Raw genomic sequence first — 23,843 nt, forward strand, 5'->3', positions numbered from 1 at the left:
TATGCTTGATTATGAACAGACAGTTGATGTGAAACAGTTAAACAGCCTCGCGCTGGCCTACATGGGTGATGCAATCTTTGAAACCTATGTAAGACGGCACCTTTTGTACAGCGGTAAGGTTAGACCGAATCAACTGCATCGTACGGCAACGAAGTACGTATCGGCGAAGGCGCAATGCCAAATTCTTTTTCAGATGAAGGAAGATAACCTGCTGGACGAAGAAGAATTAGCTGTGGTCCTCCGCGGCAGAAATGCAAAATCAGGGACCGTTCCGAAAAATACAGATGTTCAGACCTATCACTACAGTACAGCGTTTGAAGCGTTGATGGGCTATTTATATTTAACGAGCAGACAGGATCGGTTAGAGGAGCTTATTCAGAAGGCATTTTTATATGTGGAGGAAAGAAAGGAGGAACGCTAGATGGACCAGGAATACATCGTTGGAAAAAATCCAGTTATCGAAGCACTTAAATCAGAAAGGGATATTAATAAAATCTTAATTGCGGAAGGGTCGCAGCGCGGGCAGATGCAGCAGATTACCCAATTAGCAAAAGAAGCAAATGTGCTCGTCCAATTTGTCCCGAAGAAAAAAATAGACCAAATCTCGGGAGAAAATCATCAAGGGGTCTTGGCCTATGTTGCTGCCTATCAATATGCGGAAATCGATGATTTGTTTGCGGCGGCAGAAAAGAAAAACGAAGCTCCATTCTTCCTATTGTTGGATGAAATTGAGGACCCGCATAACCTGGGTTCAATTATGAGGACGGCGGATGCGGCCGGAGCGCATGGAATTATTATTCCGAAGCGAAGGGCTGTCGGTCTAACGGCGACAGTTGCAAAAGCCTCGACTGGCGCAATTGAATATATACCGGTAGCCCGCGTGACCAATATGGCGCGGACGATAGATGAATTAAAGGAACGGGGAGTATGGATTGCCGGAACAGACGCCAAAGGCAAGCAAGATTACCGCCAAATAGATGGTACACTGCCGCTCGGATTAGTCATCGGCAGTGAAGGGAAAGGGATGGGCCGGCTCATCGGGGAAAAATGTGATTTTCTCATTCATTTGCCGATGGCGGGGAAGGTAACATCCTTGAATGCCTCTGTAGCTGCGGCATTGCTCATGTATGAGGTTTACCGAAAACGGCATCCGCTCGAGAGGTAGCTTATGGATATCCTGCTCGTTGATGGATATAACATTATCGGTGCCTGGCCGGAGCTAAGGGAGTTAAAGGATCGTGATCTGCCCGCGGCAAGGGACCGCTTAGTGGAAAGAATGGCTGAATACCAAGCCTTTTCTGGTTACCGTGTCATTGTTGTATTTGATGCCTATTATGTACAAGGGACAGAAAAAAAATATAAAAACCATAAAGTAGAAGTCATTTTTACGAAGGAAAATGAAACGGCGGATGAGCGGATTGAAAAACTGGCGATTAGTTTAAACAATCGGAGAACTCAAGTACATGTAGCTACCTCTGATTTCACAGAACAATGGGCGATTTTTGGACAAGGGGCTCTAAGGAAGTCTGCCCGGGAGCTCCTTATAGAAATGTCCTCGATTGAAAAAGGGATTGAAAAAAAGGTGAGGATTATCCAAGAAAAAAAACCAGTTTCCAAAATACCGATTAGCGATGAAATGGCAGAAATTTTTGAAAAATGGCGTAGAGGGCAGAAATGAGCTCTCGACTTCAAAATATTTCTAATGTATACTGTTAATATGTATGCTTGTTCGGTGGAGGGGATCTACGTTGGGTACAGACTTCGGGACAAAAATCAATGACCACTTCTTTGTAATGGAAGATGAGGGAATTGTCGACTTAGTGCATCAGGGTGATAGTGAAGCATTGGATTATTTAATCCATAAGTATCGTAATTTTGTACGTGCAAAAGCAAGATCCTATTTTTTAATCGGCGCAGATAAGGAAGATATTGTCCAAGAAGGGATGATTGGACTATATAAGGCGATTCGTGACTTTCGCGAGGACAAGCTTACCTCCTTCAAGGCATTTGCCGAGCTATGTATTACCCGTCAAATTATTACTGCGATTAAAACAGCAACACGGCAGAAGCATATCCCGTTGAATTCTTATGTCTCTTTGGACAAGCCTATTTATGATGAGGAATCAGACCGGACATTAATGGATGTTCTGTCAGGTGCCAAAGTACTTGACCCGGAAGAGTTGATTATTAATCAAGAGGAGTTTGACCATATAGAAGTAAAGATGTCTGAATTATTAAGCGATTTAGAGCGGAAGGTTTTAGCCCTTTACTTAGATGGTCAATCGTATCAAGAGATTTCTGAGGAGCTTAATCGCCATGTCAAATCGATTGACAATGCCTTACAGCGCGTGAAAAGAAAACTTGAGCGCTACTTAGAAATTCGTGAATTTTCCTTGTAATTGGAACCATTGCCATTATAATGAATCTGTTCTCAAATGTTATTGACATTAAATAGGGTCCATGGTACATTTTTATGGATAAATAAGAAATTTAGTTGAAGGTGTCGAAATATGAGCAAAAAGGTAATTCTTGCTTGTGTTGACTGCGGCTCGCGGAATTATTCGACCGTCAGCAAAGAGACACAAACAAAAAGGCTAGAATTGAAAAAATTCTGCAAAACTTGCACAACCCAAACGTTACACCGGGAAACAATATAAAACTAGATAGATGATAGCAGTTATCTTTAGATTTTGGGGGTTACGATAGATGCGCATAAAGAAGTTCTTCAGTGATGTTATCCGTGAAATGAGAAAGGTCAGCTGGCCAAAGCGCGGTGAATTAACTCGTTCCACCGTTACTGTATTATCGACCGTTGTTTTTTTCGCAGCGTTCTTCGCCGTTCTTGATTTAGGAATTTCAAAATTGATTCGTTTAATTCTTGAATAATAAGTTACCTTTCATGGTATAATGGTGATTAATAAAGGAAATTTTATCTAAAAGCCCGTCTATGCGGGTTTTTTCATTTGCTAAAAAAAATAAACTTTAATTGATAGAATAAGGAGGGACGGACGCTCTAGTCCTCTTAAATGGAAAAGAATTGGTATGTGGTGCATACGTACTCGGGGTATGAAAATAAAGTAAAAGCCAACTTAGAAAAGCGTGTGGAATCAATGGGGATGTCGGATAAAATATTCCGAGTCGTTGTTCCTGAAGAAGAAGAGACTGATTACAAGAACGGCAAGAAAAAAGTAGTCAAACGGAAAGTGTTCCCAGGTTATGTCCTAGTTGAAATTGTGATGACGGACGATTCTTGGTATGTTGTCCGCAATACGCCTGGCGTAACGGGATTTGTCGGCTCTGCGGGATCTGGTTCCAAACCAACTCCGCTTCTTCCGGAAGAAGTAGTTATGATTCTTAAACGGATGGGTGTAGAGGAAAAACGCGTCGATGTTAATTACGAACTTGGTGAAACGGTACGAGTGAAGGAAGGTCCATTCGCAAACTTTACCGGGTCTGTTGAAGAATTAGACAAGGATCGATCAAAGCTAAAAGTTCTTGTTAATATGTTCGGCCGGGATACCCCAGTAGAGCTTGATTTTACACAGATTGAGAAATTATAAGTGGAAGCGCCCGGTTAGCGAAGTTTACTAGCTGCTGGAGCTAGACAGTTATCAAAGTTTCAAAGAAATATTAATGGATATTGTAAAAAAACTTGAAATCATTTTTAAAAAGTGGTAATATTTCATAGGTCAGTATGTCTCCAATGTGAGACGGGACTTTTTATCAAGTTCTTTATGAATATAATATAAAGACAGATGCCTGAGTGGGAGGGTCCTAATCAAAGGTACCCAATTACCACATCACGGACTTTAAGGAGGTGTGTCTCGTGGCTAAAAAAGTAATTAAAGTCGTTAAATTACAAATTCCTGCTGGTAAAGCAAACCCAGCGCCGCCAGTTGGTCCTGCACTAGGTCAAGCCGGTGTTAACATCATGGGATTCTGTAAAGAATTTAACGCTCGTACAGCAGATCAAGCTGGATTGATCATTCCTGTTGAAATCACGGTTTTTGAAGACCGTTCATTTACATTTATTACGAAAACTCCTCCTGCTGCCGTTCTATTGAAAGTAGCAGCTGGAATTCAGTCTGGTTCTGGTGAACCTAACCGTAATAAAGTAGCAACAGTAAAGCGTGATACAGTACGCGGGATTGCGGAACAAAAAATGCCTGACCTAAACGCAGCAAGCGTTGAAGCAGCAATGCGCATGGTCGAAGGTACTGCACGCAGCATGGGAATCGTTATCGAAGACTAATCCATGTGAACTGTTTGGTGTAATGAGGGGGTTGCGACGGTGTTATTTCACTCGCAGCCCTTATTCGTGGGAGAATTATTCGCTAAAACCACATTCTAGGAGGAAATAAACATGGCTAAAAAAGGTAAAAAGTATTTAGAAGCTGTCAAGCTTGTAGATCGCCTAAAAGCATACCCAATTGCAGAAGCAGTTGATCTTGCAAAGAAAACAAATTATACAAAGTTTGACGCAACTCTTGAAGTTGCATTCCGCTTAGGCGTTGACCCTAAGAAAGCGGACCAACAAATCCGTGGTGCAGTTGTACTTCCAAACGGAACTGGTAAAACTCAGCGCGTTCTAGTTTTCGCGAAGGGTGAGAAAGTGAAGGAAGCAGAAGCAGCTGGTGCTGATTATGTAGGTGATGCAGAATACATCAACAAAATCCAACAAGGTTGGTTTGACTTTGATGTCATCGTTGCGACTCCTGACATGATGGGTGAAGTTGGTAAGCTTGGACGTGTATTAGGACCTAAAGGCTTAATGCCAAACCCTAAAACAGGTACTGTTACATTTGATGTAACAAGAGCAATCAATGAAATTAAAGCAGGTAAAGTTGAATACCGCGTTGATAAGTCTGGTAATATCCACGTACCAATCGGTAAAGCATCTTTCGAAAACGAAAAATTAGTTGAAAACTTTAACACAGTGTTTGAAACATTGTTAAAAGTTAAGCCTGCTGCTGCAAAAGGCACATACATGAAGAACGTAACAGTTGCTTCAACAATGGGACCTGGCGTGAAGGTAGATCCTTCATCCGTTGCAGTTAAATAATTTTTTCCAATTGACAAACAAAAATACATTATGTATAATTTGATTTGTTGTTTAAATTAATAAACATTTGTACTGTAGACAGCAGGTGCCATTAGGCTTAATTTCCTGCCGAGGTTAGAGAATAGATTTAGCTGAACCGTTCAGCTGATGTATGCTGCCTCCATGTCTGAAATACGATATGGAGGCTTTTCATTACCTGGTATAAATGTAGATATTCTACAGGAGGTGTAAAGATGAGCAGTGTAATCGAAATAAAGAAACAAATCGTTGACGAAATCACTGATAAGTTAAAAGCTAGTGTATCAACAGTTGTTGTTGATTATCGTGGTCTTTCAGTTGCAGAAGTAACTGAACTTCGTAAACAGCTTCGCGAAGCAGGTGTTGAATTTAAAGTTTACAAAAACTCAATGGTACGCCGTGCGGCAGATGCTGCTGAGCTATCTGACTTAAATGCTGCCTTAACAGGACCAAACGCAATTGCGTTTAGTACTGAAGATGTAGTAGCACCAGCTAAAATTTTAAACGACTTTGCGAAAAAGCATGAAGCACTTGAACTTAAAGCAGGTGTAATTGAAGGGAACGTTGCATCGGCTGAAGAAATCAAAGCTCTTGCTGACCTACCATCACGCGAAGGTTTACTATCTATGTTACTCAGCGTACTACAAGCTCCAATCCGCAACCTTGCTCTTGTTACAAAAGCAGTTGCAGAACAAAAAGAAGAACAAGGCGCGTAAGTTAAGCTAAAAGCTGAAGTTAGCCAATCTGAAGCGTTAAACTAATAAACTTGAACGAAAACTAAGGAGGAAACTTAATCATGACTAAAGAACAAATCATTGAAGCAGTTAAATCTATGACTGTTTTAGAACTTAACGACCTAGTAAAAGCAATCGAAGAAGAATTTGGCGTAACTGCTGCTGCTCCTGTAGCAATGGGTGGCGCGGCTGTTGCAGCTGTTGAAGAGCAAACTGAATTTGATGTAATCCTAGCTAGCGCTGGCGACCAAAAAATCAAAGTTATCAAGGTTGTACGTGAAATCACTGGCCTTGGACTTAAAGAAGCTAAAGACCTTGTTGATAACGCACCAAAAGCACTTAAAGAAGGCGTTTCTAAAGAAGAAGCTGAAGAAGTTAAAGCTAAGCTTGCTGAAGTTGGAGCTAACGTTGAAGTTAAGTAATTTTTCTATAAAAAAGCTCGCTTTTTAAGCGGGCTTTTTTTCGCCTGATAAATATCCTCGATTACCTCTATTTTTAATACTCCCCGGGAGGTGAGTCTGATGTCTGAACATTACTATTCTCGAACTCAAAAGGTTGAAAGTGATCCGAAGTATTGGGATTTCACCCTAAAGAATCATCTTTTTCGTTTTAAAACCGATAACGGTGTTTTTTCAAAGAGGGAAGTAGACTTTGGCTCCCGTTTATTAATTGAGTCCTTTGTCATGCCGGAGATGGAAGGACCTATTCTAGATGTTGGCTGCGGCTATGGGCCGATCGGTTTATCAATTGCCAAAGACAACCACAATCGTGTGATTCATATGGTGGATGTTAATGAACGAGCGATAGAGCTGGCAAAGGAAAATGCAGCACTGAATGGAATCAACAATGTTGAAATCTATGAAAGCGACCGGCTGCTGAGTGTAAAGGAAACTAATTTTGCCGCCATTCTAACGAACCCGCCGATTAGAGCAGGAAAAAAGACGGTTCATGATATCTATGAACAAAGCTTTGAGCATCTTGTATCTGGAGGCGCGCTTTGGGTAGTCATCCAAAAGAAACAAGGGGCACCTTCTACACTTGAAAAATTGGAGACGATGTTTTCCGTTGTAGAGACGATTGGCAAATCCAAAGGCTATTTGATCATTAAGGCAATAAAATAGTTGACTCTAAATGTCTGTTGTGGTAGCATTATAAAATGCCATCATAATAATTTCCGAATTATTCCTAAAAATACTTATTTTTTAGTATAAAAACGGATTAAGAAGGAAAAGATGACAAAATAATAGCCAAAATGTGAAAATGTGGTTTTTTGGTTAAAAAACCCTTTTTCTTTTTGTCTGCTGGGAAGATGTTAATATCCTCCTGATAGACGTAAATAGATTTAATAAATAACGCTTGATTTGAGGGGTGAATCAGTTGACAGGTCAACTAGTTCAGTATGGACGACACCGCCAACGAAGAAGTTACGCACGAATCAGTGAAGTTTTAGAATTACCAAATCTCATTGAAATCCAAACCTCTTCATATCAATGGTTTCTGGATGAGGGATTGCGTGAAATGTTTCAGGATATTTCACCAATTGAAGACTTTACTGGTAACCTATCACTGGAATTTATTGATTACAGCCTTGGCGATCCAAAGTATTCGGTTGAAGAATCAAAAGAACGGGACGTTACATATTCTGCTCCATTGCGTGTGAAAGTACGTCTTGTAAACAAAGAAACTGGTGAAGTAAAAGACCAAGATGTCTTCATGGGTGATTTTCCACTTATGACGGAAACTGGTACATTTGTTATTAATGGAGCAGAACGCGTTATTGTTTCACAATTAGTGCGTTCACCGAGCGTGTACTATAGTGGAAAACTTGATAAGAATGGAAAGAAAGGATTTACAGCTACTGTAATTCCGAACCGCGGCGCTTGGCTGGAGTATGAAACAGATGCCAAGGATGTCGTATATGTGAGAATAGATCGTACTCGGAAACTGCCCGTTACGGTTCTTTTGCGTGCACTAGGCTTCGGCTCTGATCAAGAAATCATCGAATTGATTGGAGATAACGAGTATATTCGCAATACGTTAGAAAAAGACAACACAGAAGGTGTCGACAAAGCGCTTTTAGAAATCTATGAGCGTCTGCGTCCGGGTGAACCACCAACTGTCGATAATGCAAAGAGTTTATTGGTATCTCGATTCTTTGATCCAAAACGCTATGATCTTGCTAATGTAGGCCGTTATAAAATCAATAAAAAGCTTCATATTAAAAATCGCCTATTCAATCAACGTTTAGCAGAGTCACTCGCCGATCCGGAAACAGGGGAAATTATTGCTGAAAAGGGAACTGTTCTCGACAGAAGAAACCTTGACAGAATTATCCCGGCTCTTGAAAAGGATATTAATTTCAAAGGCTTTAATCCTGCTGGCGGCGTTGTCGAAGATGAAATCATTCTTCAGGCCATTAAAATTTATGCGCCTGGTGATGAGAATGAAAAGGTCATTAATGTATTGGGCAATGCCTACGTGGCTGAACCTATTAAAAATATTACCCCGGCAGATATCATCTCATCGATTAGCTATTTCTTCAATTTATTACATGGAGTAGGCGACACTGATGATATCGACCATTTAGGAAACAGACGTCTTCGTTCTGTTGGTGAATTATTGCAAAATCAGTTCCGTATTGGTTTATCCCGGATGGAGCGTGTGGTACGTGAAAGAATGTCCATACAAGATACAGCAACGATTACACCGCAGCAATTAATTAATATTCGTCCAGTTATTGCTTCGATAAAAGAGTTTTTTGGAAGCTCGCAGTTATCGCAGTTCATGGATCAAACAAACCCGCTTGCTGAATTAACACACAAGCGTCGTCTATCAGCCCTTGGACCTGGTGGTTTAACACGTGAACGTGCGGGATTTGAAGTTCGTGACGTTCACTATTCCCACTATGGGCGGATGTGTCCGATTGAAACACCTGAGGGCCCGAACATTGGTTTAATTAACTCATTATCATCGTATGCAAAGGTTAATCGCTTTGGGTTTATCGAAACGCCATACCGTCGTGTTGATCCTGACACTGGAAAGGTAACGAGCCGAATCGATTACTTAACCGCAGATGAAGAAGATAACTATGTAGTAGCACAGGCGAATTCTCGCCTTGATGACGATGGTTCATTCCTTGATAACGATGTTGTTGCACGTTTCCGTGGTGAAAATACGGTCGTAAATCGTGATCGCATTGATTATATGGATGTATCGCCTAAACAGGTTGTCTCTGCGGCAACAGCGTGTATTCCGTTCCTTGAAAACGATGACTCTAACCGTGCCTTAATGGGAGCAAACATGCAGAGGCAGGCTGTACCGCTAATGCAGCCGGAAGCGCCAAGAGTAGGTACGGGTATGGAATATGTATCCGGAAAAGACTCAGGTGCAGCAGTGATTTGTAAGCATGAAGGTATTGTCGAACATGTTGAAGCGCGTGAAGTTTGGGTACGTGAAATCAAAGAAGTAGATGGTCAAGAGGTAAAAGGTGATCTTAAAAAATACCGACTCTTGAAATTTATCCGCTCCAACCAAGGTACTTGCTATAACCAACGTCCAATCGTTGCTGTCGGTAATCGTGTGAAAAAAGGTGAAATCCTTGCCGACGGTCCTTCAATGGAGTTAGGTGAACTTGCCCTTGGACGTAACGTACTAGTAGCGTTTATGACATGGGATGGCTATAACTATGAAGATGCGATTATTATGAGTGAACGTCTTGTAAAAGACGATGTCTATACATCGATTCATATTGAAGAATACGAATCTGAATCTCGTGATACAAAGCTCGGACCGGAAGAAATTACCCGTGATATTCCAAACGTTGGTGAAGATGCGCTTCGCAATTTAGATGAGCGTGGAATTATTCGCACCGGTGCGGAAGTAAAAGATGGTGACCTGCTAGTGGGTAAAGTTACGCCAAAAGGTGTAACCGAATTAACGGCAGAAGAACGTCTTCTCCATGCTATTTTTGGAGAAAAGGCTCGTGAAGTCCGCGATACTTCATTAAGAGTTCCACATGGCGGCGGCGGAATTGTTCACGACGTTAAAGTGTTTAATCGTGAAGATGGTGATGAACTTCCACCAGGTGTAAACCAGCTTGTCCGCGTATATATTGTTCAGAAACGTAAGATTCATGAAGGCGATAAAATGGCCGGCCGACACGGTAATAAAGGGGTTATCTCTCGGATTTTACCTGAAGAAGATATGCCGTATTTACCAGATGGCACGCCTGTTGATATCATGCTAAATCCTTTAGGGGTACCATCACGGATGAACATTGGTCAGGTGTTAGAGCTTCATCTTGGGATGGCAGCCCGTTACCTTGGAATTCACGTGGCATCACCGGTATTTGACGGAGCCACTGAGGACGATGTGTGGGGAACGATTGAAGAAGCGGGGATGTCCCGTGATGCAAAAACGGTTCTATATGATGGCCGTTCCGGTGAACCATTTGATAACCGTGTCTCTGTTGGTGTCATGTATATGATTAAACTGGCACACATGGTTGATGATAAACTCCATGCCCGTTCAACTGGACCATACTCACTTGTAACCCAGCAGCCACTTGGCGGTAAAGCGCAATTTGGCGGGCAGCGATTTGGTGAGATGGAGGTTTGGGCACTTGAAGCATACGGTGCAGCATACACACTTCAAGAAATTCTTACCGTTAAATCAGATGACGTTGTTGGCCGTGTGAAAACATATGAAGCAATTGTCAAAGGTGAGAATGTTCCGGAACCAGGCGTTCCAGAATCATTCAAAGTATTAATTAAAGAACTTCAGAGTCTTGGTATGGATGTGAAAATTCTTTCCGGTGACGAACAAGAAATTGAAATGCGCGATACGGAGGATGACGATGACTTACAGCAAGTCGATACGTTAACCATTGCACCTGAAGCGCAAAACCTTGAATCTGAAAAAGTCGGTTCAAAAGAGTAATTAATCAAGCTAAAGCGCACGAATGTGCGCTTAGAGCTTTTCATGCAATAAGGGTAAAACCTGGAGATATCAAAAGGGAGGTAGGCCCCTTGCTGGACGTTAATAATTTTGAGTATATGAAAATTGGTCTTGCTTCACCGGATAAAATCCGCTCGTGGTCATTCGGAGAAGTTAAAAAGCCAGAAACCATTAACTATCGTACATTAAAGCCTGAAAAGGACGGTCTATTCTGTGAAAGAATATTCGGTCCAACAAAGGACTGGGAATGTCATTGCGGCAAATACAAGCGTGTCCGCTATAAAGGCGTCGTTTGTGACCGTTGTGGAGTTGAAGTAACCCGTGCAAAGGTTCGACGTGAACGAATGGGTCATATTGAGCTTGCTGCACCTGTATCACATATTTGGTATTTCAAAGGGATTCCAAGCCGAATGGGACTTGTATTAGACATGTCACCTCGGGCTTTGGAGGAAATCATTTACTTCGCTTCCTATGTAGTGACAGAATCCGGTGATACCGCCCTTGATAAGAAGCAGCTTTTATCTGAAAAAGAATATCGCGCGTATCGTGACAAGTACGGAAACAAGTTCCAAGCGGCCATGGGCGCCGAAGCGATAAAGAAGCTACTTTCTGATATCGATTTAAACAAGGAAGTTGACTTTTTAAAAGAAGAATTAAAAACTGCTCAAGGTCAACGTCGTACCCGTGCGATTAAACGCCTAGAAGTGTTAGAAGCGTTCCGTGGTTCAGGAAATGAGCCGGATTGGATGGTTCTTGATGTTCTTCCGGTCATTCCGCCAGAGCTTCGTCCAATGGTTCAACTGGATGGCGGAAGATTTGCAACATCTGACTTAAATGACCTTTATCGTCGTGTTATTAACCGTAACAACCGTTTAAAGCGATTATTAGATCTTGGTGCACCGAGCATTATCGTTCAAAACGAAAAGCGGATGCTTCAAGAAGCAGTTGATGCCTTGATTGATAACGGCCGCCGCGGCCGCCCGGTCACAGGTCCTGGTAACCGTCCATTAAAGTCACTTTCCCATATGCTAAAAGGAAAGCAAGGACGTTTCCGTCAAAACTTGCTTGGAAAACGGGTTGACTATTCAGGCCGTTCCGTTATTGTTGTTGGACCAAACTTGAAAATGTATCAATGCGGTCTTCCAAAAGAAATGGCGCTTGAACTGTTTAAGCCATTTGTGATGAAGGAGCTTGTTGAAAAAGGTTTAGCACACAACATTAAATCGGCAAAACGTAAAATCGAACGAGTTTCACCAGATGTTTGGGACGTACTCGAAGATGTCATCAGAGAGCATCCGGTTCTATTAAACCGTGCCCCAACGTTGCATAGATTAGGAATCCAGGCATTTGAACCCACCCTTGTTGAAGGACGGGCAATTCGTCTTCATCCACTTGTATGTACGGCATATAATGCGGACTTTGATGGCGACCAAATGGCTGTTCACGTACCGCTTTCATCTGAAGCGCAAGCGGAAGCACGACTATTAATGCTTGCAGCGCAAAACATCTTAAACCCTAAAGATGGTAAACCAGTTGTTACTCCTTCCCAGGACATGGTATTAGGCAACTATTACTTAACCCTAGAGCGAGAAGGCGCAATTGGCGAGGGTATGATTTTTAAAGATACAAGCGAGGCAATCCTTGCTTATCAAAATGGTTATGTTCACTTCCACTCTCGAGTTGCTGTTCATGCTGGCTCATTGGGGAATGAAACATTTACAGAAGAACAAAACAATAAGCTGTTAATTACCACGGTTGGTAAGCTTATTTTTAATGAAATTCTGCCGAAGTCATTCCCGTATATCAATGAACCAACAAGAAATAATCTAGAGGTTGAAACACCTCAGAAGTATTTTGTTGAAAAAGGGGAAGACATTAGGGCGAAAATTATTCAAATGCCTTTAGTTGATCCATTCAAAAAGAAAATCCTTGGAAATATCATTGCTGAAGTATTCAAGCGTTTCAAAATTACTGAAACGTCAAAAATGCTTGACCGCATGAAGGACTTAGGATTCAAACATTCGACAAAAGCTGGTATTACCGTAGGGGTAGCAGACATTGTCGTACTTGGAGAAAAGGAACAGATCCTCCATGATGCCCAAGCAAAAGTTGATAATGTGACAAAGCAATTCAGACGTGGTCTGATTACTGAAGATGAACGTTATGATCGTGTTATCGCTATTTGGAGCCAAGCAAAAGATGTTATTCAAGGTAAACTGATGAAGTCCTTGAATAAAACGAATCCAATCTTTATGATGAGTGATTCCGGCGCCCGTGGTAATGCTTCCAACTTTACACAGCTTGCTGGTATGCGAGGTCTGATGGCCAACCCGGCTGGACGAATCATTGAGTTACCAATCAAATCAAGTTTCCGTGAAGGACTAACGGTATTAGAGTACTTTATCTCTACACACGGTGCTCGTAAAGGTCTTGCAGATACAGCCCTTAAAACGGCTGACTCAGGCTATTTAACACGTCGACTTGTTGATGTTGCTCAAGATGTCATTGTTCGAGAAGATGATTGCGGAACTGACCGCGGCTTCTTAATTAGTGCCTTAAAAGACGGTACTGAAATAATCGAAGGATTGGACGAACGTCTAATTGGCCGTTATGCAAGAAATGCGATCAAGCATCCTGAAACGAAAGAAGTTCTTGTTCCTGAAAATGGTTTGATTACTGAAGATTTAGCCGAAATTATTGTTGGTGCGGGTGTTGAAGAGGTTAAAATCCGTTCTGCATTTACATGTAATACCCGTCATGGTGTATGTAAAAAGTGTTATGGCCGTAACTTGGCAACTGGTCAAGAGGTGGAGGTTGGTGAAGCAGTCGGTATTATTGCTGCTCAATCCATCGGTGAGCCAGGTACACAGTTAACGATGCGTACTTTCCATACTGGCGGTGTAGCAGGAGACGATATTACCCAAGGTTTACCGCGTATCCAAGAAATTTTTGAAGCTCGTAACCCGAAAGGTCAAGCGGTTATTTCAGAAATTGATGGGATAGTCGTTGGCATAAACGAAGGCCGTGATCGTCAGCATGAAATCGTTGTTCAAGGCGAGGTTGAATCACGTACTTATAATGCGCCGTATACAGCACGCTTGAAGGTAGCGATCAATGATCCAATTGAACGCGGCCAAGAGTTAACGGAAGGTTCGATTGATCCGAAAGAACTGATCAAAGTGAAAGACGTTAAGTCGGTTCAAGAATACTTATTGCGTGAAGTTCAAAAGGTTTACCGCATGCAAGGGGTTGAAATTGGCGATAAGCACGTTGAAGTTATGGTTCGTCAAATGCTCCGTAAAGTTCGTGTGAGTGATGCCGGTGAAACAGATGTTCTACCAGGCACACTTCTTGATATTCATCAGTTTAGGGATGCGAATGAAAAAGCACTCTTAAGCGGAAAATTACCGGCGACGGGACGTCCAGTCTTACTTGGAATCACGAAAGCTTCCCTTGAAACAGATTCATTCTTGTCTGCCGCATCGTTCCAAGAAACAACAAGAGTTCTTACCGATGCAGCGATTAAGGGCAAGCGCGATGAATTACTCGGCTTAAAAGAGAATGTTATCATCGGGAAACTTGTTCCTGCAGGAACTGGCATGCAGCGTTACCGTAAAGCTGAGCCAGTGTTAAGAGATACAACTTCCGAAGAAACCGTTGCGATTGATTAATTAAAAATAAAATGCGGTACTTGCTGCATAGCAAGTACCGCATTTTAAAGAATCTATAATCTATTTGTTTGTCTAAAAAAGTAAAATCATTTGTTGACATCTATTCATGAAGATGTTACTATATCAAAGGTGCTCCTATTCACCTGATACTTTGGAGGATATGATTTATGTCTTATGAAAAAGTATTACAGGCACAAAGAATCGTTATAGGGACAAAACAAACAGTGAAGGCACTTAAAGAAGGACTAGTAAAAGAGTTGGTTGTTGCTAATGATGCTGACACTAGCGTGACAGCGAAAATTATCAACGAAGCTCTTGGATCGGATGTTCCTGTCCTCTATGTAGACTCAAAGAAAAAACTTGGGAAAGCATGCGGGATTGAAGTAGGTGCTGCCACAGTTGCAATTATCCGTTAAAAACTGTTTTTGTAGATAGAGAAGTCTGCAAAAACTTTGTTTTTGCAAAAAAATGAACCACCTGGATGTGTGGACTTACAAATAATGAAGGGAGGAAACAAATCATGCCTACTATTAACCAACTAGTGCGCAAGCCTCGTCAATCAGTGGCAGAGAAGTCAAAATCTCCTGCGCTAAATAAAGGTTATAACAGCTTTAAGAAATCACAAACAAATGTAACTTCACCACAAAAACGCGGAGTATGTACTCGTGTTGGTACAATGACTCCGAAGAAACCGAACTCAGCGTTACGTAAATATGCTCGTGTACGTTTGACAAACGGTATCGAGGTGACTGCATACATTCCTGGTATTGGCCACAACCTTCAAGAGCACAGTGTTGTTCTTATCCGTGGAGGACGTGTAAAAGACTTACCAGGGGTACGTTATCATATCGTACGTGGAGCACTTGATACAGCTGGTGTAAACAACCGTATGCAAAGCCGCTCAAAATATGGTACTAAGAGACCAAAAGCAGCAAAAAAATAATCACTTTAAATAGAAGCTTCTTTGAAAGGAGGAAAATACATGCCACGTAAAGGTCCTGTAGCAAAAAGAGACGTATTACCAGATCCGCTATATAATTCAAAATTAGTTACTCGTCTAATCAACAAAATGATGGTTGACGGTAAAAGAGGTAAATCACAAGAGATTCTTTATTCAGCGTTTGATACCATTCGCGAACGTACCGGCAAAGAGCCAATGGAAATCTTCGATGCGGCGATGAAAAACATCATGCCAGTACTTGAAGTAAGAGCTCGCCGTGTAGGTGGTGCAAACTATCAAGTTCCAGTTGAGGTGCGCCCTGATCGCCGTTCAACTCTTGGTCTTCGCTGGTTAGTGAACTATTCACGTAATCGCGGAGAAAAAACGATGGAAGAGCGTTTAGCTAATGAAATCATGGATGCAGCTAACAACACTGGTGCAGCCGTTAAGAAACGTGAAGATACACACAAAATGGCAGAAGCAAACAAAGCGTTTGCTCACTATCGTTGGTAATTTAACCTTATAACTTTCATACTAGGAAGGAGAAAGACCCAATGGCAAGAGAGTTCTCCTTATTAAACACTCGTAATATCGGTATCATGGCTCACATTGATGCCGGTAAAACGACGACCACTGAGCGTGTCCTTTATTACACTGGTAAGATTCATAAAATCGGTGAAACACATGAAGGTGCATCTCAGATGGACTGGATGGAGCAGGAACAAGAACGCGGAATCACTATTACTTCCGCAGCAACAACTGCATCATGGAAAGGTCACCGCGTAAACATCATTGACACACCAGGACACGTAGACTTCACAGTTGAAGTTGAACGTTCTCTTCGTGTTCTTGATGGCGCTGTAGCTGTTCTAGATGCGCAATCAGGTGTTGAACCGCAAACTGAAACCGTTTGGCGTCAAGCAACAACTTATGGTGTACCACGTGTAGTATTCGTTAACAAGATGGACAAAATCGGTGCAGACTTCTTGTATTCTGTAAAGACATTACATGAACGCTTGCAAGCGAATGCTCATCCAATTCAGCTGCCGATTGGTGCTGAAGATCAATTCTCAGGAATCATTGACCTAGTGGAAATGAATGCTGTATTTTACGGTAACGACCTAGGTACTGATATCGAGGTAGGCGAGATTCCGGAAGAATACCGCGAACTTGCTGAAGAATACCGTGAGAAACTAGTTGAAGCTGTAGCAGAACTTGATGAAGAGTTAATGGAGAAATACCTTGGTGGTGAAGAAATCACTAAAGAAGAGCTTAAAGCTGGCATTCGTAAAGGTACCGTTAATGTTGAATTCTACCCTGTAATCTGTGGATCAGCATTCAAAAACAAAGGTGTTCAGCTAATGCTGGATGCTGTAATCGATTATCTTCCATCTCCATTAGACGTACCTGCAATTAAAGGTCATGCACCTGATGAAGAAGATGTAGTCGTAGAACGTCATTCTAGTGATGAAGAGCCATTCTCAGCTCTTGCATTCAAAGTTATGACTGACCCTTATGTTGGGAAATTAACGTTCTTCCGCGTGTATTCTGGAATGCTAGAGTCTGGCTCATATGTTCAGAACTCTACTAAAGGAAAGCGCGAGCGCGTTGGACGTATCCTGCAAATGCACGCAAACAGCCGTCAAGAAATCTCAAAGGTTTTTGCCGGTGACATTGCTGCAGCGGTAGGATTGAAAGATACAACTACTGGTGATACTCTTTGTGATGACAAAAACCTTGTAATCCTTGAGTCTATGCAATTCCCTGAGCCAGTAATTCAACTTTCAGTAGAACCAAAGTCTAAAGCAGACCAAGACAAGATGACTACGGCGCTGCAAAAACTTCAAGAAGAAGATCCAACATTCCGTGCACATACTGACCAGGAAACTGGACAGGTTATCATTGCCGGTATGGGAGAGCTTCACCTTGATATTTTAGTTGACCGTATGCGTCGTGAATTTAAGGTTGAAGCAAACGTAGGTGCACCACAAGTTGCCTATCGTGAAACTTTCCGCGGTTCTGCCCAAGTTGAAGGTAAATTCGCCCGTCAATCTGGTGGTCGTGGACAATACGGACACGTTTGGATTGAATTTGGACCGAATGAAGAAGGTAAAGGCTTCGAGTTTGTTAACGGAATTGTTGGTGGTGTTGTTCCACGTGAATACATCCCTGCCGTTCAAGCTGGTCTAGAAGATGCCCTTGATCGTGGTGTACTTGCTGGATATCCATTAGTTGATATCAAAGCAAGATTGTTCGATGGATCATACCATGATGTTGACTCCTCAGAAATGGCGTTTAAGATTGCCGCTTCAATGGCACTTAAGAATGCTGCATCTAAGTGTAGTCCAGTAATCCTTGAGCCAATGATGAGGGTTGAGGTTACAATTCCTGAAGAATATTTAGGAGATATCATGGGACAAATCACTGCTCGCCGTGGCCGTGTTGAAGGTATGGAAGCTCGTGGTAACGCACAAGTTGTTCGTGCAATGGTTCCACTTTCAGAAATGTTTGGTTATGCAACTGCACTTCGTTCAAGTACACAAGGTCGTGGGGTATTCTCTATGCACTTTGATCACTATGAAGAAGTACCAAAATCAATTTCTGAAGAAATCATCAAAAAAAATAAAGGTGAGTAATTGATTTTCACCTTTCTTTAAAGTATAACTACTATTGTAAGCATGGAAGCTGATAAGTTGGGACAACCATCTCCAGCTTCCATAAAAAATATACTTAACTTTTATATTAAGAGGAGGATTTTCTAATGGGAAAAGCTAAATTTGACCGTTCTAAGCCACACGTTAACATTGGTACAATTGGACACGTTGACCATGGTAAAACAACTTTAACAGCTGCAATCACTTCTGTACTTGCTAAATCTGGTAAAGCAGAAGCACGCGGATATGATCAAATCGACGGAGCACCTGAAGAAAAAGAGCGTGGTATCACAATTTCTACATCACACGTTGAGTACGAAACTGATGCTCGCCACTATGCACACGTTGACTGCCCAGGACACGCTGACTATGTTAAAAACATGATCACTGGTGCTGCGCAAATGGACGGCGGTATCCTTGTAGTATCTGCAACTGATGGCCCAATGCCACAAACTCGTGAGCACATTCTTCTTTCTCGTCAAGTAGGTGTACCATACCTTGTAGTATTCATGAACAAGTGTGACATGGTTGACGACGAAGAACTTCTTGAGTTAGTAGAAATGGAAATTCGTGATCTATTATCTGAATACGACTTCCCTGGCGATGACACTCCAGTTATCAAAGGTTCTGCTCTTAAAGCATTAGAAGGCGAAGCTGCATGGGAAGAAAAAGTTATCGAACTTATGACTGCTGTTGATGAGTTCATTCCAACTCCAACTCGTGACACTGACAAACCTTTCATGATGCCAGTTGAGGATGTATTCTCAATCACTGGTCGTGGAACAGTTGCTACAGGACGTGTTGAGCGTGGTGTAGTTAAAGTTGGGGACGTAGTTGAAATCGTAGGTTTCACTGAAGAGCCAAAATCTACTACTGTAACAGGTGTAGAAATGTTCCGTAAGCTTCTTGATTTTGCAGAAGCTGGAGATAACATCGGTGCCCTTCTTCGTGGTGTAGCACGTGAAGAAATCGAGCGTGGCCAAGTATTGGCTAAGCCGAAATCTATCACTCCACACACAAAGTTCAAAGCACAAGTTTACGTTTTATCTAAAGAAGAAGGTGGACGTCATACTCCATTCTTCTCAAACTATCGTCCACAATTCTATTTCCGTACTTCTGATATTACTGGTATTTGTAATCTTCCAGAAGGCGTAGAAATGGTTATGCCTGGCGATCACATTGAAATGACTGTTGAACTTATCGCTCCAGTTGCTATCGAAGAAGGAACAAAGTTCTCTATTCGTGAAGGCGGACGCACAGTAGGTTCAGGTTCAATCACAACAATCCAAGAGTAATTACAAGATAGAAAAAGCAGATGGATGACGATCCATCTGCTTTTTTGTGTTTAAAAATCTATATTCCGAGTTTCTTCTATAGTATAAAGTTTCTGTTTTTTCCCCATAAATAATTAGGATATTATTGGAGATATTCAAAAGCTATTGTAATTAATAAAGCCAGTCTATATAATAATAAAAGTGTTCAGCGTAGAAGCCTAAAAAAATTCGTGATAAATGTTGCTTTTGCATTATGTTTTATGTATAATAAACAATGTTGGTCTTTGACTGCGAGGATGTGAAAGGTTGCTGACACACCCGGCCGCTTTGCCATGGCGAGTGTGTGGGAAATTTTCACTGAGAATGTCTATTTTCAAAATAGGCGAATAAAGGAGGGAAAATAATGGCAAAACAAAAAATTCGTATCCGTTTAAAAGCATATGATCACAGAATCCTTGATCAATCTGCAGAAAAAATCGTAGAAACAGCAAAACGTTCAGGTGCGGCCGTTTCCGGACCGATTCCACTTCCAACGGAAAAAAGCATTTATACGATTCTTCGTGCGGTTCATAAGTACAAAGATTCACGTGAGCAATTCGAAATGCGGACACATAAGCGTCTAATCGACATCGTTAACCCAACTCCACAAACAGTTGACGCGTTAATGCGTTTAGATTTACCATCTGGTGTTGATATCGAAATTAAGCTTTAATTCAAAATAAAAGAAAAATTAATCAGGAGGTGTGACTTAAATGACCAAAGGAATCTTAGGAAGAAAGATTGGTATGACTCAAGTATTTGCAGAAAACGGCAACTTAATTCCTGTAACTGTAGTTGAGGTAGCTCCAAACGTAATCCTTCAAAAGAAATCAGTTGATAGCGATGGATACACAGCTGTTCAAGTTGGTTTTGAAGACAAACGTGAAAAGTTATCCAACAAACCAGAAAAGGGCCATGTTGCGAAAGCAAATACTGCTCCTAAGCGCTTCATTCGCGAATTCCGCGGAGACGACTTAGCAGCATATGAAGTTGGTCAAGAAGTCAAAGTTGATATTTTCGCTGCAGGCGATATTGTAGATGTAACAGGAATCTCAAAGGGTAAAGGTTTCCAAGGTGTAATCAAACGCCACGGACAATCCCGCGGCCCAATGGCTCACGGTTCACGTTATCATCGTCGCCCTGGTTCTATGGGACCTGTTGCTCCAAACCGCGTATTTAAAGGTAAACTTTTACCAGGACGTATGGGTGGGGATCAAGTTACAGTTCAAAACCTTGAAATTGTAAAGGTTGATGCTGAGCGTAACTTACTTTTAATCAAAGGTAACGTTCCAGGAGCGAAAAAAGCATTACTTAAAATTAAAGGTGCGGTAAAAGCATAATTACCTTTTAAGAAAGGAGGAACAAAGGAATGCCTAAAGTAGCATTATTAAACCAAAGCGGATCACAAGTTGGTGATATCGAGCTTAATGAATCTGTTTTTGGGATTGAGCCCAACCAGCACGTATTATTTGAAGCAATTGTTATGCAACGAGCTTCATTACGTCAAGGAACTCATAAAACTAAAATTCGTTCTGAAGTACGCGGCGGTGGTCGTAAGCCATGGCGCCAAAAAGGAACTGGCCGTGCTCGTCAAGGGTCAATTCGTTCTCCACAATGGCGCGGAGGTGGTACGGTATTCGGACCAACACCACGCAGCTACAGCTACAAATTACCGAAAAAGGTTCGTCGCTTAGCGATCAAATCTGCATTATCTTCTAAAGTATTAGAAGAAAACATCTTGGTACTTGAAAGCCTTGCATTCAATGCACCAAAAACAAAAGATTTCAAAACAGTATTAGGCGGCCTTTCTGTAGAGAAAAAGGCACTTATCGTTACTGCTGACCTAGATGAAAACGTAGCATTATCTGCTCGCAACATCCCTGGTGTAACAGTTGTAACAGCTGATGGAATCAACGTACTTGACGTTGTAAATCATGATACATTAATCATGACTAAAGCAGCGGTTGAAAAAGTAGAGGAGGTGCTTGCATAATGGATGCACGCGATATCATTAAGCGCCCCGTTATTACTGAGCGTTCTACTGACCTAATGGCTGAAAAGAAATATACGTTTGAAGTGGATGTTAGAGCTAACAAAACACAAGTTAAAGATGCTGTTGAAGTAATCTTTGGTGTTGATGTTGAGAAAGTTAACATCATGAACTATAAAGGTAAATTCAAGCGTATGGGTAAATTCGGCGGATACACAAACAAACGTCGAAAAGCAATTGTAAAATTAACTGCTGATAGCAAAGAAATTGAATTCTTTGAAGCATAAGAACCTAACAAGAAGAGGAGGGAAATAAAATGGCGATTAAAAAGTACAAACCTACCTCCAATGGTCGTCGCGGAATGACTACTTCTGATTTTGCTGAAATCACAACTAGTACTCCAGAGAAATCTCTTTTAGCACCGCTAACAAGAAAAGGCGGCCGTAATAACCAAGGTAAGTTAACTGTTCGTCATCAAGGTGGCGGCCACAAGCGTCAATATCGTTTAATCGATTTTAAACGTAACAAAGATGGCATTCCAGGACGCGTTGCCACTATCGAGTACGATCCAAACCGTTCTGCAAACATTGCATTAATCAATTACGTGGATGGAGAAAAGCGTTATATCTTAGCTCCGAAAAACCTAGTAGTTGGTATGGAAGTAATGTCAGGCCCTGAGGCTGATATTAAAGTGGGTAACTCCCTTCCATTAGTAAATATCCCAGTTGGTACAGTAGTACACAACATCGAATTAAAACCAGGAAAAGGCGGCCAGTTAGTTCGTTCTGCTGGAACAAGCGCACAAGTACTTGGTAAAGAAGGAAAATACGTACTAGTACGTTTAACTTCTGGTGAAGTTCGTATGATTCTTGCTGAATGCCGTGCATCTATCGGTCAAGTTGGAAACGAACAACACGAGCTTATTAAAATTGGTAAAGCAGGACGTTCACGCTGGTTAGGCAAGCGCCCAACAGTTCGTGGATCTGTTATGAACCCTAACGATCACCCACACGGTGGTGGTGAAGGACGTTCACCAATCGGACGTAAGTCACCAATGTCTCCATGGGGCAAACCAACTCTTGGATACAAAACTCGTAAGAAGAAAAATAAATCAGATAAATTTATTGTACGTCGTCGTAAAAAATAACGGGACTCTGCTACGGTTCAAGAATAGAGCCGTAGAACAGTCACGAAGGGAGGTTCCTTCATGGGTCGCAGCTTAAAAAAAGGACCATTTGTTGATGATCATTTAATGGTTAAAGTCGAAAAGTTAAATGAAACGGAAAGTAAGCAAGTTATTAAAACTTGGTCACGCCGTTCAACGATTTTCCCACAATTTATCGGCCACACAATCGCAGTTTATGATGGTCGTAAACATGTGCCTGTATATGTAACTGAAGACATGGTAGGACACAAGCTTGGAGAATTTGCTCCAACACGTGCTTACAAAGGCCATGGTAATGATGACAAGAAAACAAGACGTTAAGAGAGGAGGGCATCCAAATGCAAGCTAAAGCTGTTGCAAGAACAGTTCGTATTGCTCCTCGTAAAGCACGTTTAGTCGTTGATTTAATCCGAGGTAAGCAAGTTGGTGAAGCGGTGGCGATTTTAAATCTCACTCCTAAGGCTGCTTCTCCAATCGTGGAAAAAGTATTAAAATCAGCTATGGCAAATGCCGAGCACAACTATGAAATGGACGTAAACAATCTAGTTGTTGAACAAGCATTTGTTGATGAAGGACCAACCTTAAAACGTTTTCGTCCTCGCGCTATGGGCCGTGCTAGCCAAATTAACAAACGCACAAGCCACATCACAATCGTATTATCAGAAAAGAAGGAGGGATAAGCTGTGGGTCAAAAAGTAAATCCTGTCGGTTTGCGTATTGGAATCATTCGTGATTGGGAATCTAAGTGGTACGCAGGCAAAGACTTCGCTACTCTTTTACACGAAGACCTTAAAATTCGTGAATACATCACGAAACGTTTAAAAGATGCTTCTGTTTCTAAAGTAGAAATCGAACGTGCTGCAAACCGTGTGAACGTAACAGTCCATACAGCTAAGCCTGGTATGGTTATCGGTAAAGGCGGTACGGAAGTGGAAGCACTTCGTAAAGCATTAAACTCATTAACTGGCAAACGAGTTCATATCAACATTCTTGAAATCAAGAGAGCTGACGTTGATGCGAAATTAGTTGCTGAAAATATTGCTCGTCAATTAGAAAATCGTGTATCTTTCCGTCGTGCACAAAAGCAAGTAATTCAACGTGCAATGCGTGCTGGCGCAAAAGGTATTAAAACAATGGTATCAGGTCGTCTAGGCGGTGCGGATATCGCTCGTTCAGAACACTACAGTGAAGGAACAGTACCACTTCATACACTTCGCGCAGATATCGACTATGCTACAGCTGAGGCTGATACTACTTATGGTAAGTTAGGCGTTAAAGTATGGATCTATAAGGGCGAAGTCCTTCCTACTAAGAAGAAAAATGCGGAAGGAGGCAAATAA

Annotated in this window: 27 protein-coding genes and 1 other annotated feature; all 27 genes read left to right on the top strand. The window is 41.7% G+C overall.

Annotation, left to right across the window (positions count from 1 at the left end; all coding sequences use genetic code 11):
* Nucleotide 1: 1 nt before the first annotated feature.
* The 27 genes from ACIQCO_RS24455 (at nt 2) to rpsC (ending at nt 23,843) form a co-directional block, all read left to right on the top strand.
* Complete coding sequence (locus ACIQCO_RS24455) at nt 2-421, top strand: Mini-ribonuclease 3 (RefSeq protein ID WP_400434009.1); 420 nt, start codon at nt 2-4, stop codon at nt 419-421.
* Nucleotides 422-1,165: a 23S rRNA (guanosine(2251)-2'-O)-methyltransferase RlmB gene (gene rlmB / locus ACIQCO_RS24460; protein ID WP_400434012.1), complete on the top strand. Its 744-nt coding sequence runs from the start codon at nt 422-424 to the stop codon at nt 1,163-1,165.
* 3 nt (nt 1,166-1,168) lie between these two features.
* A complete protein-coding gene (locus ACIQCO_RS24465; protein WP_400434014.1) occupies nt 1,169-1,678 on the top strand; it encodes an NYN domain-containing protein in 510 nt (169 codons plus the stop codon).
* Nucleotides 1,679-1,748: 70 nt separating this feature from the next.
* The gene (gene sigH, locus ACIQCO_RS24470; protein WP_400434017.1) at nt 1,749-2,399 is read left to right on the top strand and encodes an RNA polymerase sporulation sigma factor SigH; all 651 of its coding nucleotides are present in this window, start codon (nt 1,749-1,751) and stop codon (nt 2,397-2,399) included.
* Nucleotides 2,400-2,510: 111 nt separating this feature from the next.
* On the top strand, nt 2,511-2,657 hold the full coding sequence (gene rpmG, locus ACIQCO_RS24475; RefSeq protein ID WP_400434019.1) for a 50S ribosomal protein L33: 147 nt from the start codon (nt 2,511-2,513) through the stop codon (nt 2,655-2,657).
* Between the two features lie 49 nt (nt 2,658-2,706).
* Nucleotides 2,707-2,886 carry a preprotein translocase subunit SecE gene (gene secE, locus ACIQCO_RS24480; RefSeq protein WP_066094654.1) on the top strand — a complete coding sequence of 60 codons (180 nt, stop codon included), beginning with the start codon at nt 2,707-2,709 and terminating at the stop codon, nt 2,884-2,886.
* Nucleotides 2,887-3,026: 140 nt separating this feature from the next.
* On the top strand, nt 3,027-3,560 hold the full coding sequence (nusG, locus tag ACIQCO_RS24485) for a transcription termination/antitermination protein NusG (RefSeq protein WP_400434022.1): 534 nt from the start codon (nt 3,027-3,029) through the stop codon (nt 3,558-3,560).
* 266 nt (nt 3,561-3,826) lie between these two features.
* Nucleotides 3,827-4,252, top strand: coding sequence for a 50S ribosomal protein L11 (rplK, locus tag ACIQCO_RS24490; protein ID WP_066094659.1), 426 nt, complete (start codon nt 3,827-3,829; stop codon nt 4,250-4,252).
* Nucleotides 4,253-4,363: 111 nt separating this feature from the next.
* The gene (gene rplA / locus ACIQCO_RS24495; protein WP_400434025.1) at nt 4,364-5,062 is read left to right on the top strand and encodes a 50S ribosomal protein L1; all 699 of its coding nucleotides are present in this window, start codon (nt 4,364-4,366) and stop codon (nt 5,060-5,062) included.
* Nucleotides 5,063-5,116: 54 nt separating this feature from the next.
* Nucleotides 5,117-5,262 (top strand) — a sequence feature (ribosomal protein L10 leader region).
* A 33-nt stretch (nt 5,263-5,295) separates the two neighbouring features.
* Complete coding sequence (rplJ, locus tag ACIQCO_RS24500; RefSeq protein ID WP_400434028.1) at nt 5,296-5,796, top strand: 50S ribosomal protein L10; 501 nt, start codon at nt 5,296-5,298, stop codon at nt 5,794-5,796.
* A gap of 80 nt (nt 5,797-5,876) precedes the next feature.
* Nucleotides 5,877-6,236: a 50S ribosomal protein L7/L12 gene (gene rplL / locus ACIQCO_RS24505; RefSeq protein WP_387319235.1), complete on the top strand. Its 360-nt coding sequence runs from the start codon at nt 5,877-5,879 to the stop codon at nt 6,234-6,236.
* 99 nt (nt 6,237-6,335) lie between these two features.
* Nucleotides 6,336-6,935, top strand: a complete 600-nt coding sequence (locus ACIQCO_RS24510) for a class I SAM-dependent methyltransferase (protein ID WP_400434031.1) — start codon at nt 6,336-6,338, stop codon at nt 6,933-6,935.
* 256 nt (nt 6,936-7,191) lie between these two features.
* A complete protein-coding gene (gene rpoB, locus ACIQCO_RS24515) occupies nt 7,192-10,752 on the top strand; it encodes a DNA-directed RNA polymerase subunit beta (protein ID WP_400434034.1) in 3,561 nt (1,186 codons plus the stop codon).
* An 89-nt stretch (nt 10,753-10,841) separates the two neighbouring features.
* Complete coding sequence (gene rpoC / locus ACIQCO_RS24520; protein ID WP_400434037.1) at nt 10,842-14,441, top strand: DNA-directed RNA polymerase subunit beta'; 3,600 nt, start codon at nt 10,842-10,844, stop codon at nt 14,439-14,441.
* A gap of 167 nt (nt 14,442-14,608) precedes the next feature.
* The gene (locus ACIQCO_RS24525; protein ID WP_400434040.1) at nt 14,609-14,857 is read left to right on the top strand and encodes a 50S ribosomal protein L7ae-like protein; all 249 of its coding nucleotides are present in this window, start codon (nt 14,609-14,611) and stop codon (nt 14,855-14,857) included.
* 104 nt (nt 14,858-14,961) lie between these two features.
* Nucleotides 14,962-15,384 carry a 30S ribosomal protein S12 gene (gene rpsL, locus ACIQCO_RS24530; protein WP_066094681.1) on the top strand — a complete coding sequence of 141 codons (423 nt, stop codon included), beginning with the start codon at nt 14,962-14,964 and terminating at the stop codon, nt 15,382-15,384.
* Between the two features lie 39 nt (nt 15,385-15,423).
* On the top strand, nt 15,424-15,894 hold the full coding sequence (gene rpsG, locus ACIQCO_RS24535; RefSeq protein ID WP_400434043.1) for a 30S ribosomal protein S7: 471 nt from the start codon (nt 15,424-15,426) through the stop codon (nt 15,892-15,894).
* A 41-nt stretch (nt 15,895-15,935) separates the two neighbouring features.
* Nucleotides 15,936-18,017 carry an elongation factor G gene (gene fusA / locus ACIQCO_RS24540; protein ID WP_400434046.1) on the top strand — a complete coding sequence of 694 codons (2,082 nt, stop codon included), beginning with the start codon at nt 15,936-15,938 and terminating at the stop codon, nt 18,015-18,017.
* 125 nt (nt 18,018-18,142) lie between these two features.
* Nucleotides 18,143-19,330: an elongation factor Tu gene (tuf, locus tag ACIQCO_RS24545; protein WP_400434049.1), complete on the top strand. Its 1,188-nt coding sequence runs from the start codon at nt 18,143-18,145 to the stop codon at nt 19,328-19,330.
* 382 nt (nt 19,331-19,712) lie between these two features.
* The gene (gene rpsJ / locus ACIQCO_RS24550) at nt 19,713-20,021 is read left to right on the top strand and encodes a 30S ribosomal protein S10 (RefSeq protein WP_034676072.1); all 309 of its coding nucleotides are present in this window, start codon (nt 19,713-19,715) and stop codon (nt 20,019-20,021) included.
* Nucleotides 20,022-20,061: 40 nt separating this feature from the next.
* Nucleotides 20,062-20,688 (top strand): 50S ribosomal protein L3, encoded by a 627-nt coding sequence (rplC, locus tag ACIQCO_RS24555; protein WP_400434054.1) that lies wholly within the window; start codon nt 20,062-20,064, stop codon nt 20,686-20,688.
* A 29-nt stretch (nt 20,689-20,717) separates the two neighbouring features.
* Nucleotides 20,718-21,341, top strand: a complete 624-nt coding sequence (rplD, locus tag ACIQCO_RS24560) for a 50S ribosomal protein L4 (protein ID WP_400434057.1) — start codon at nt 20,718-20,720, stop codon at nt 21,339-21,341.
* Entirely contained in the window at nt 21,341-21,625 is a 285-nt protein-coding gene (rplW, locus tag ACIQCO_RS24565) for a 50S ribosomal protein L23 (RefSeq protein WP_024027905.1), read from the top strand. Before rplD ends, rplW begins: the two co-directional genes overlap by 1 nt.
* 29 nt (nt 21,626-21,654) lie before the next feature.
* A complete protein-coding gene (gene rplB / locus ACIQCO_RS24570; RefSeq protein ID WP_024027904.1) occupies nt 21,655-22,485 on the top strand; it encodes a 50S ribosomal protein L2 in 831 nt (276 codons plus the stop codon).
* Nucleotides 22,486-22,545: 60 nt separating this feature from the next.
* On the top strand, nt 22,546-22,824 hold the full coding sequence (gene rpsS / locus ACIQCO_RS24575) for a 30S ribosomal protein S19 (protein ID WP_026565526.1): 279 nt from the start codon (nt 22,546-22,548) through the stop codon (nt 22,822-22,824).
* 17 nt (nt 22,825-22,841) lie between these two features.
* Nucleotides 22,842-23,183 (top strand): 50S ribosomal protein L22, encoded by a 342-nt coding sequence (gene rplV, locus ACIQCO_RS24580; RefSeq protein WP_024027902.1) that lies wholly within the window; start codon nt 22,842-22,844, stop codon nt 23,181-23,183.
* A 3-nt stretch (nt 23,184-23,186) separates the two neighbouring features.
* Nucleotides 23,187-23,843, top strand: coding sequence for a 30S ribosomal protein S3 (gene rpsC, locus ACIQCO_RS24585; RefSeq protein ID WP_066094704.1), 657 nt, complete (start codon nt 23,187-23,189; stop codon nt 23,841-23,843).

This window comes from Neobacillus sp. NPDC093127 (assembly GCF_044754175.1).
Classification (GTDB): domain Bacteria; phylum Bacillota; class Bacilli; order Bacillales; family Cytobacillaceae; genus Neobacillus.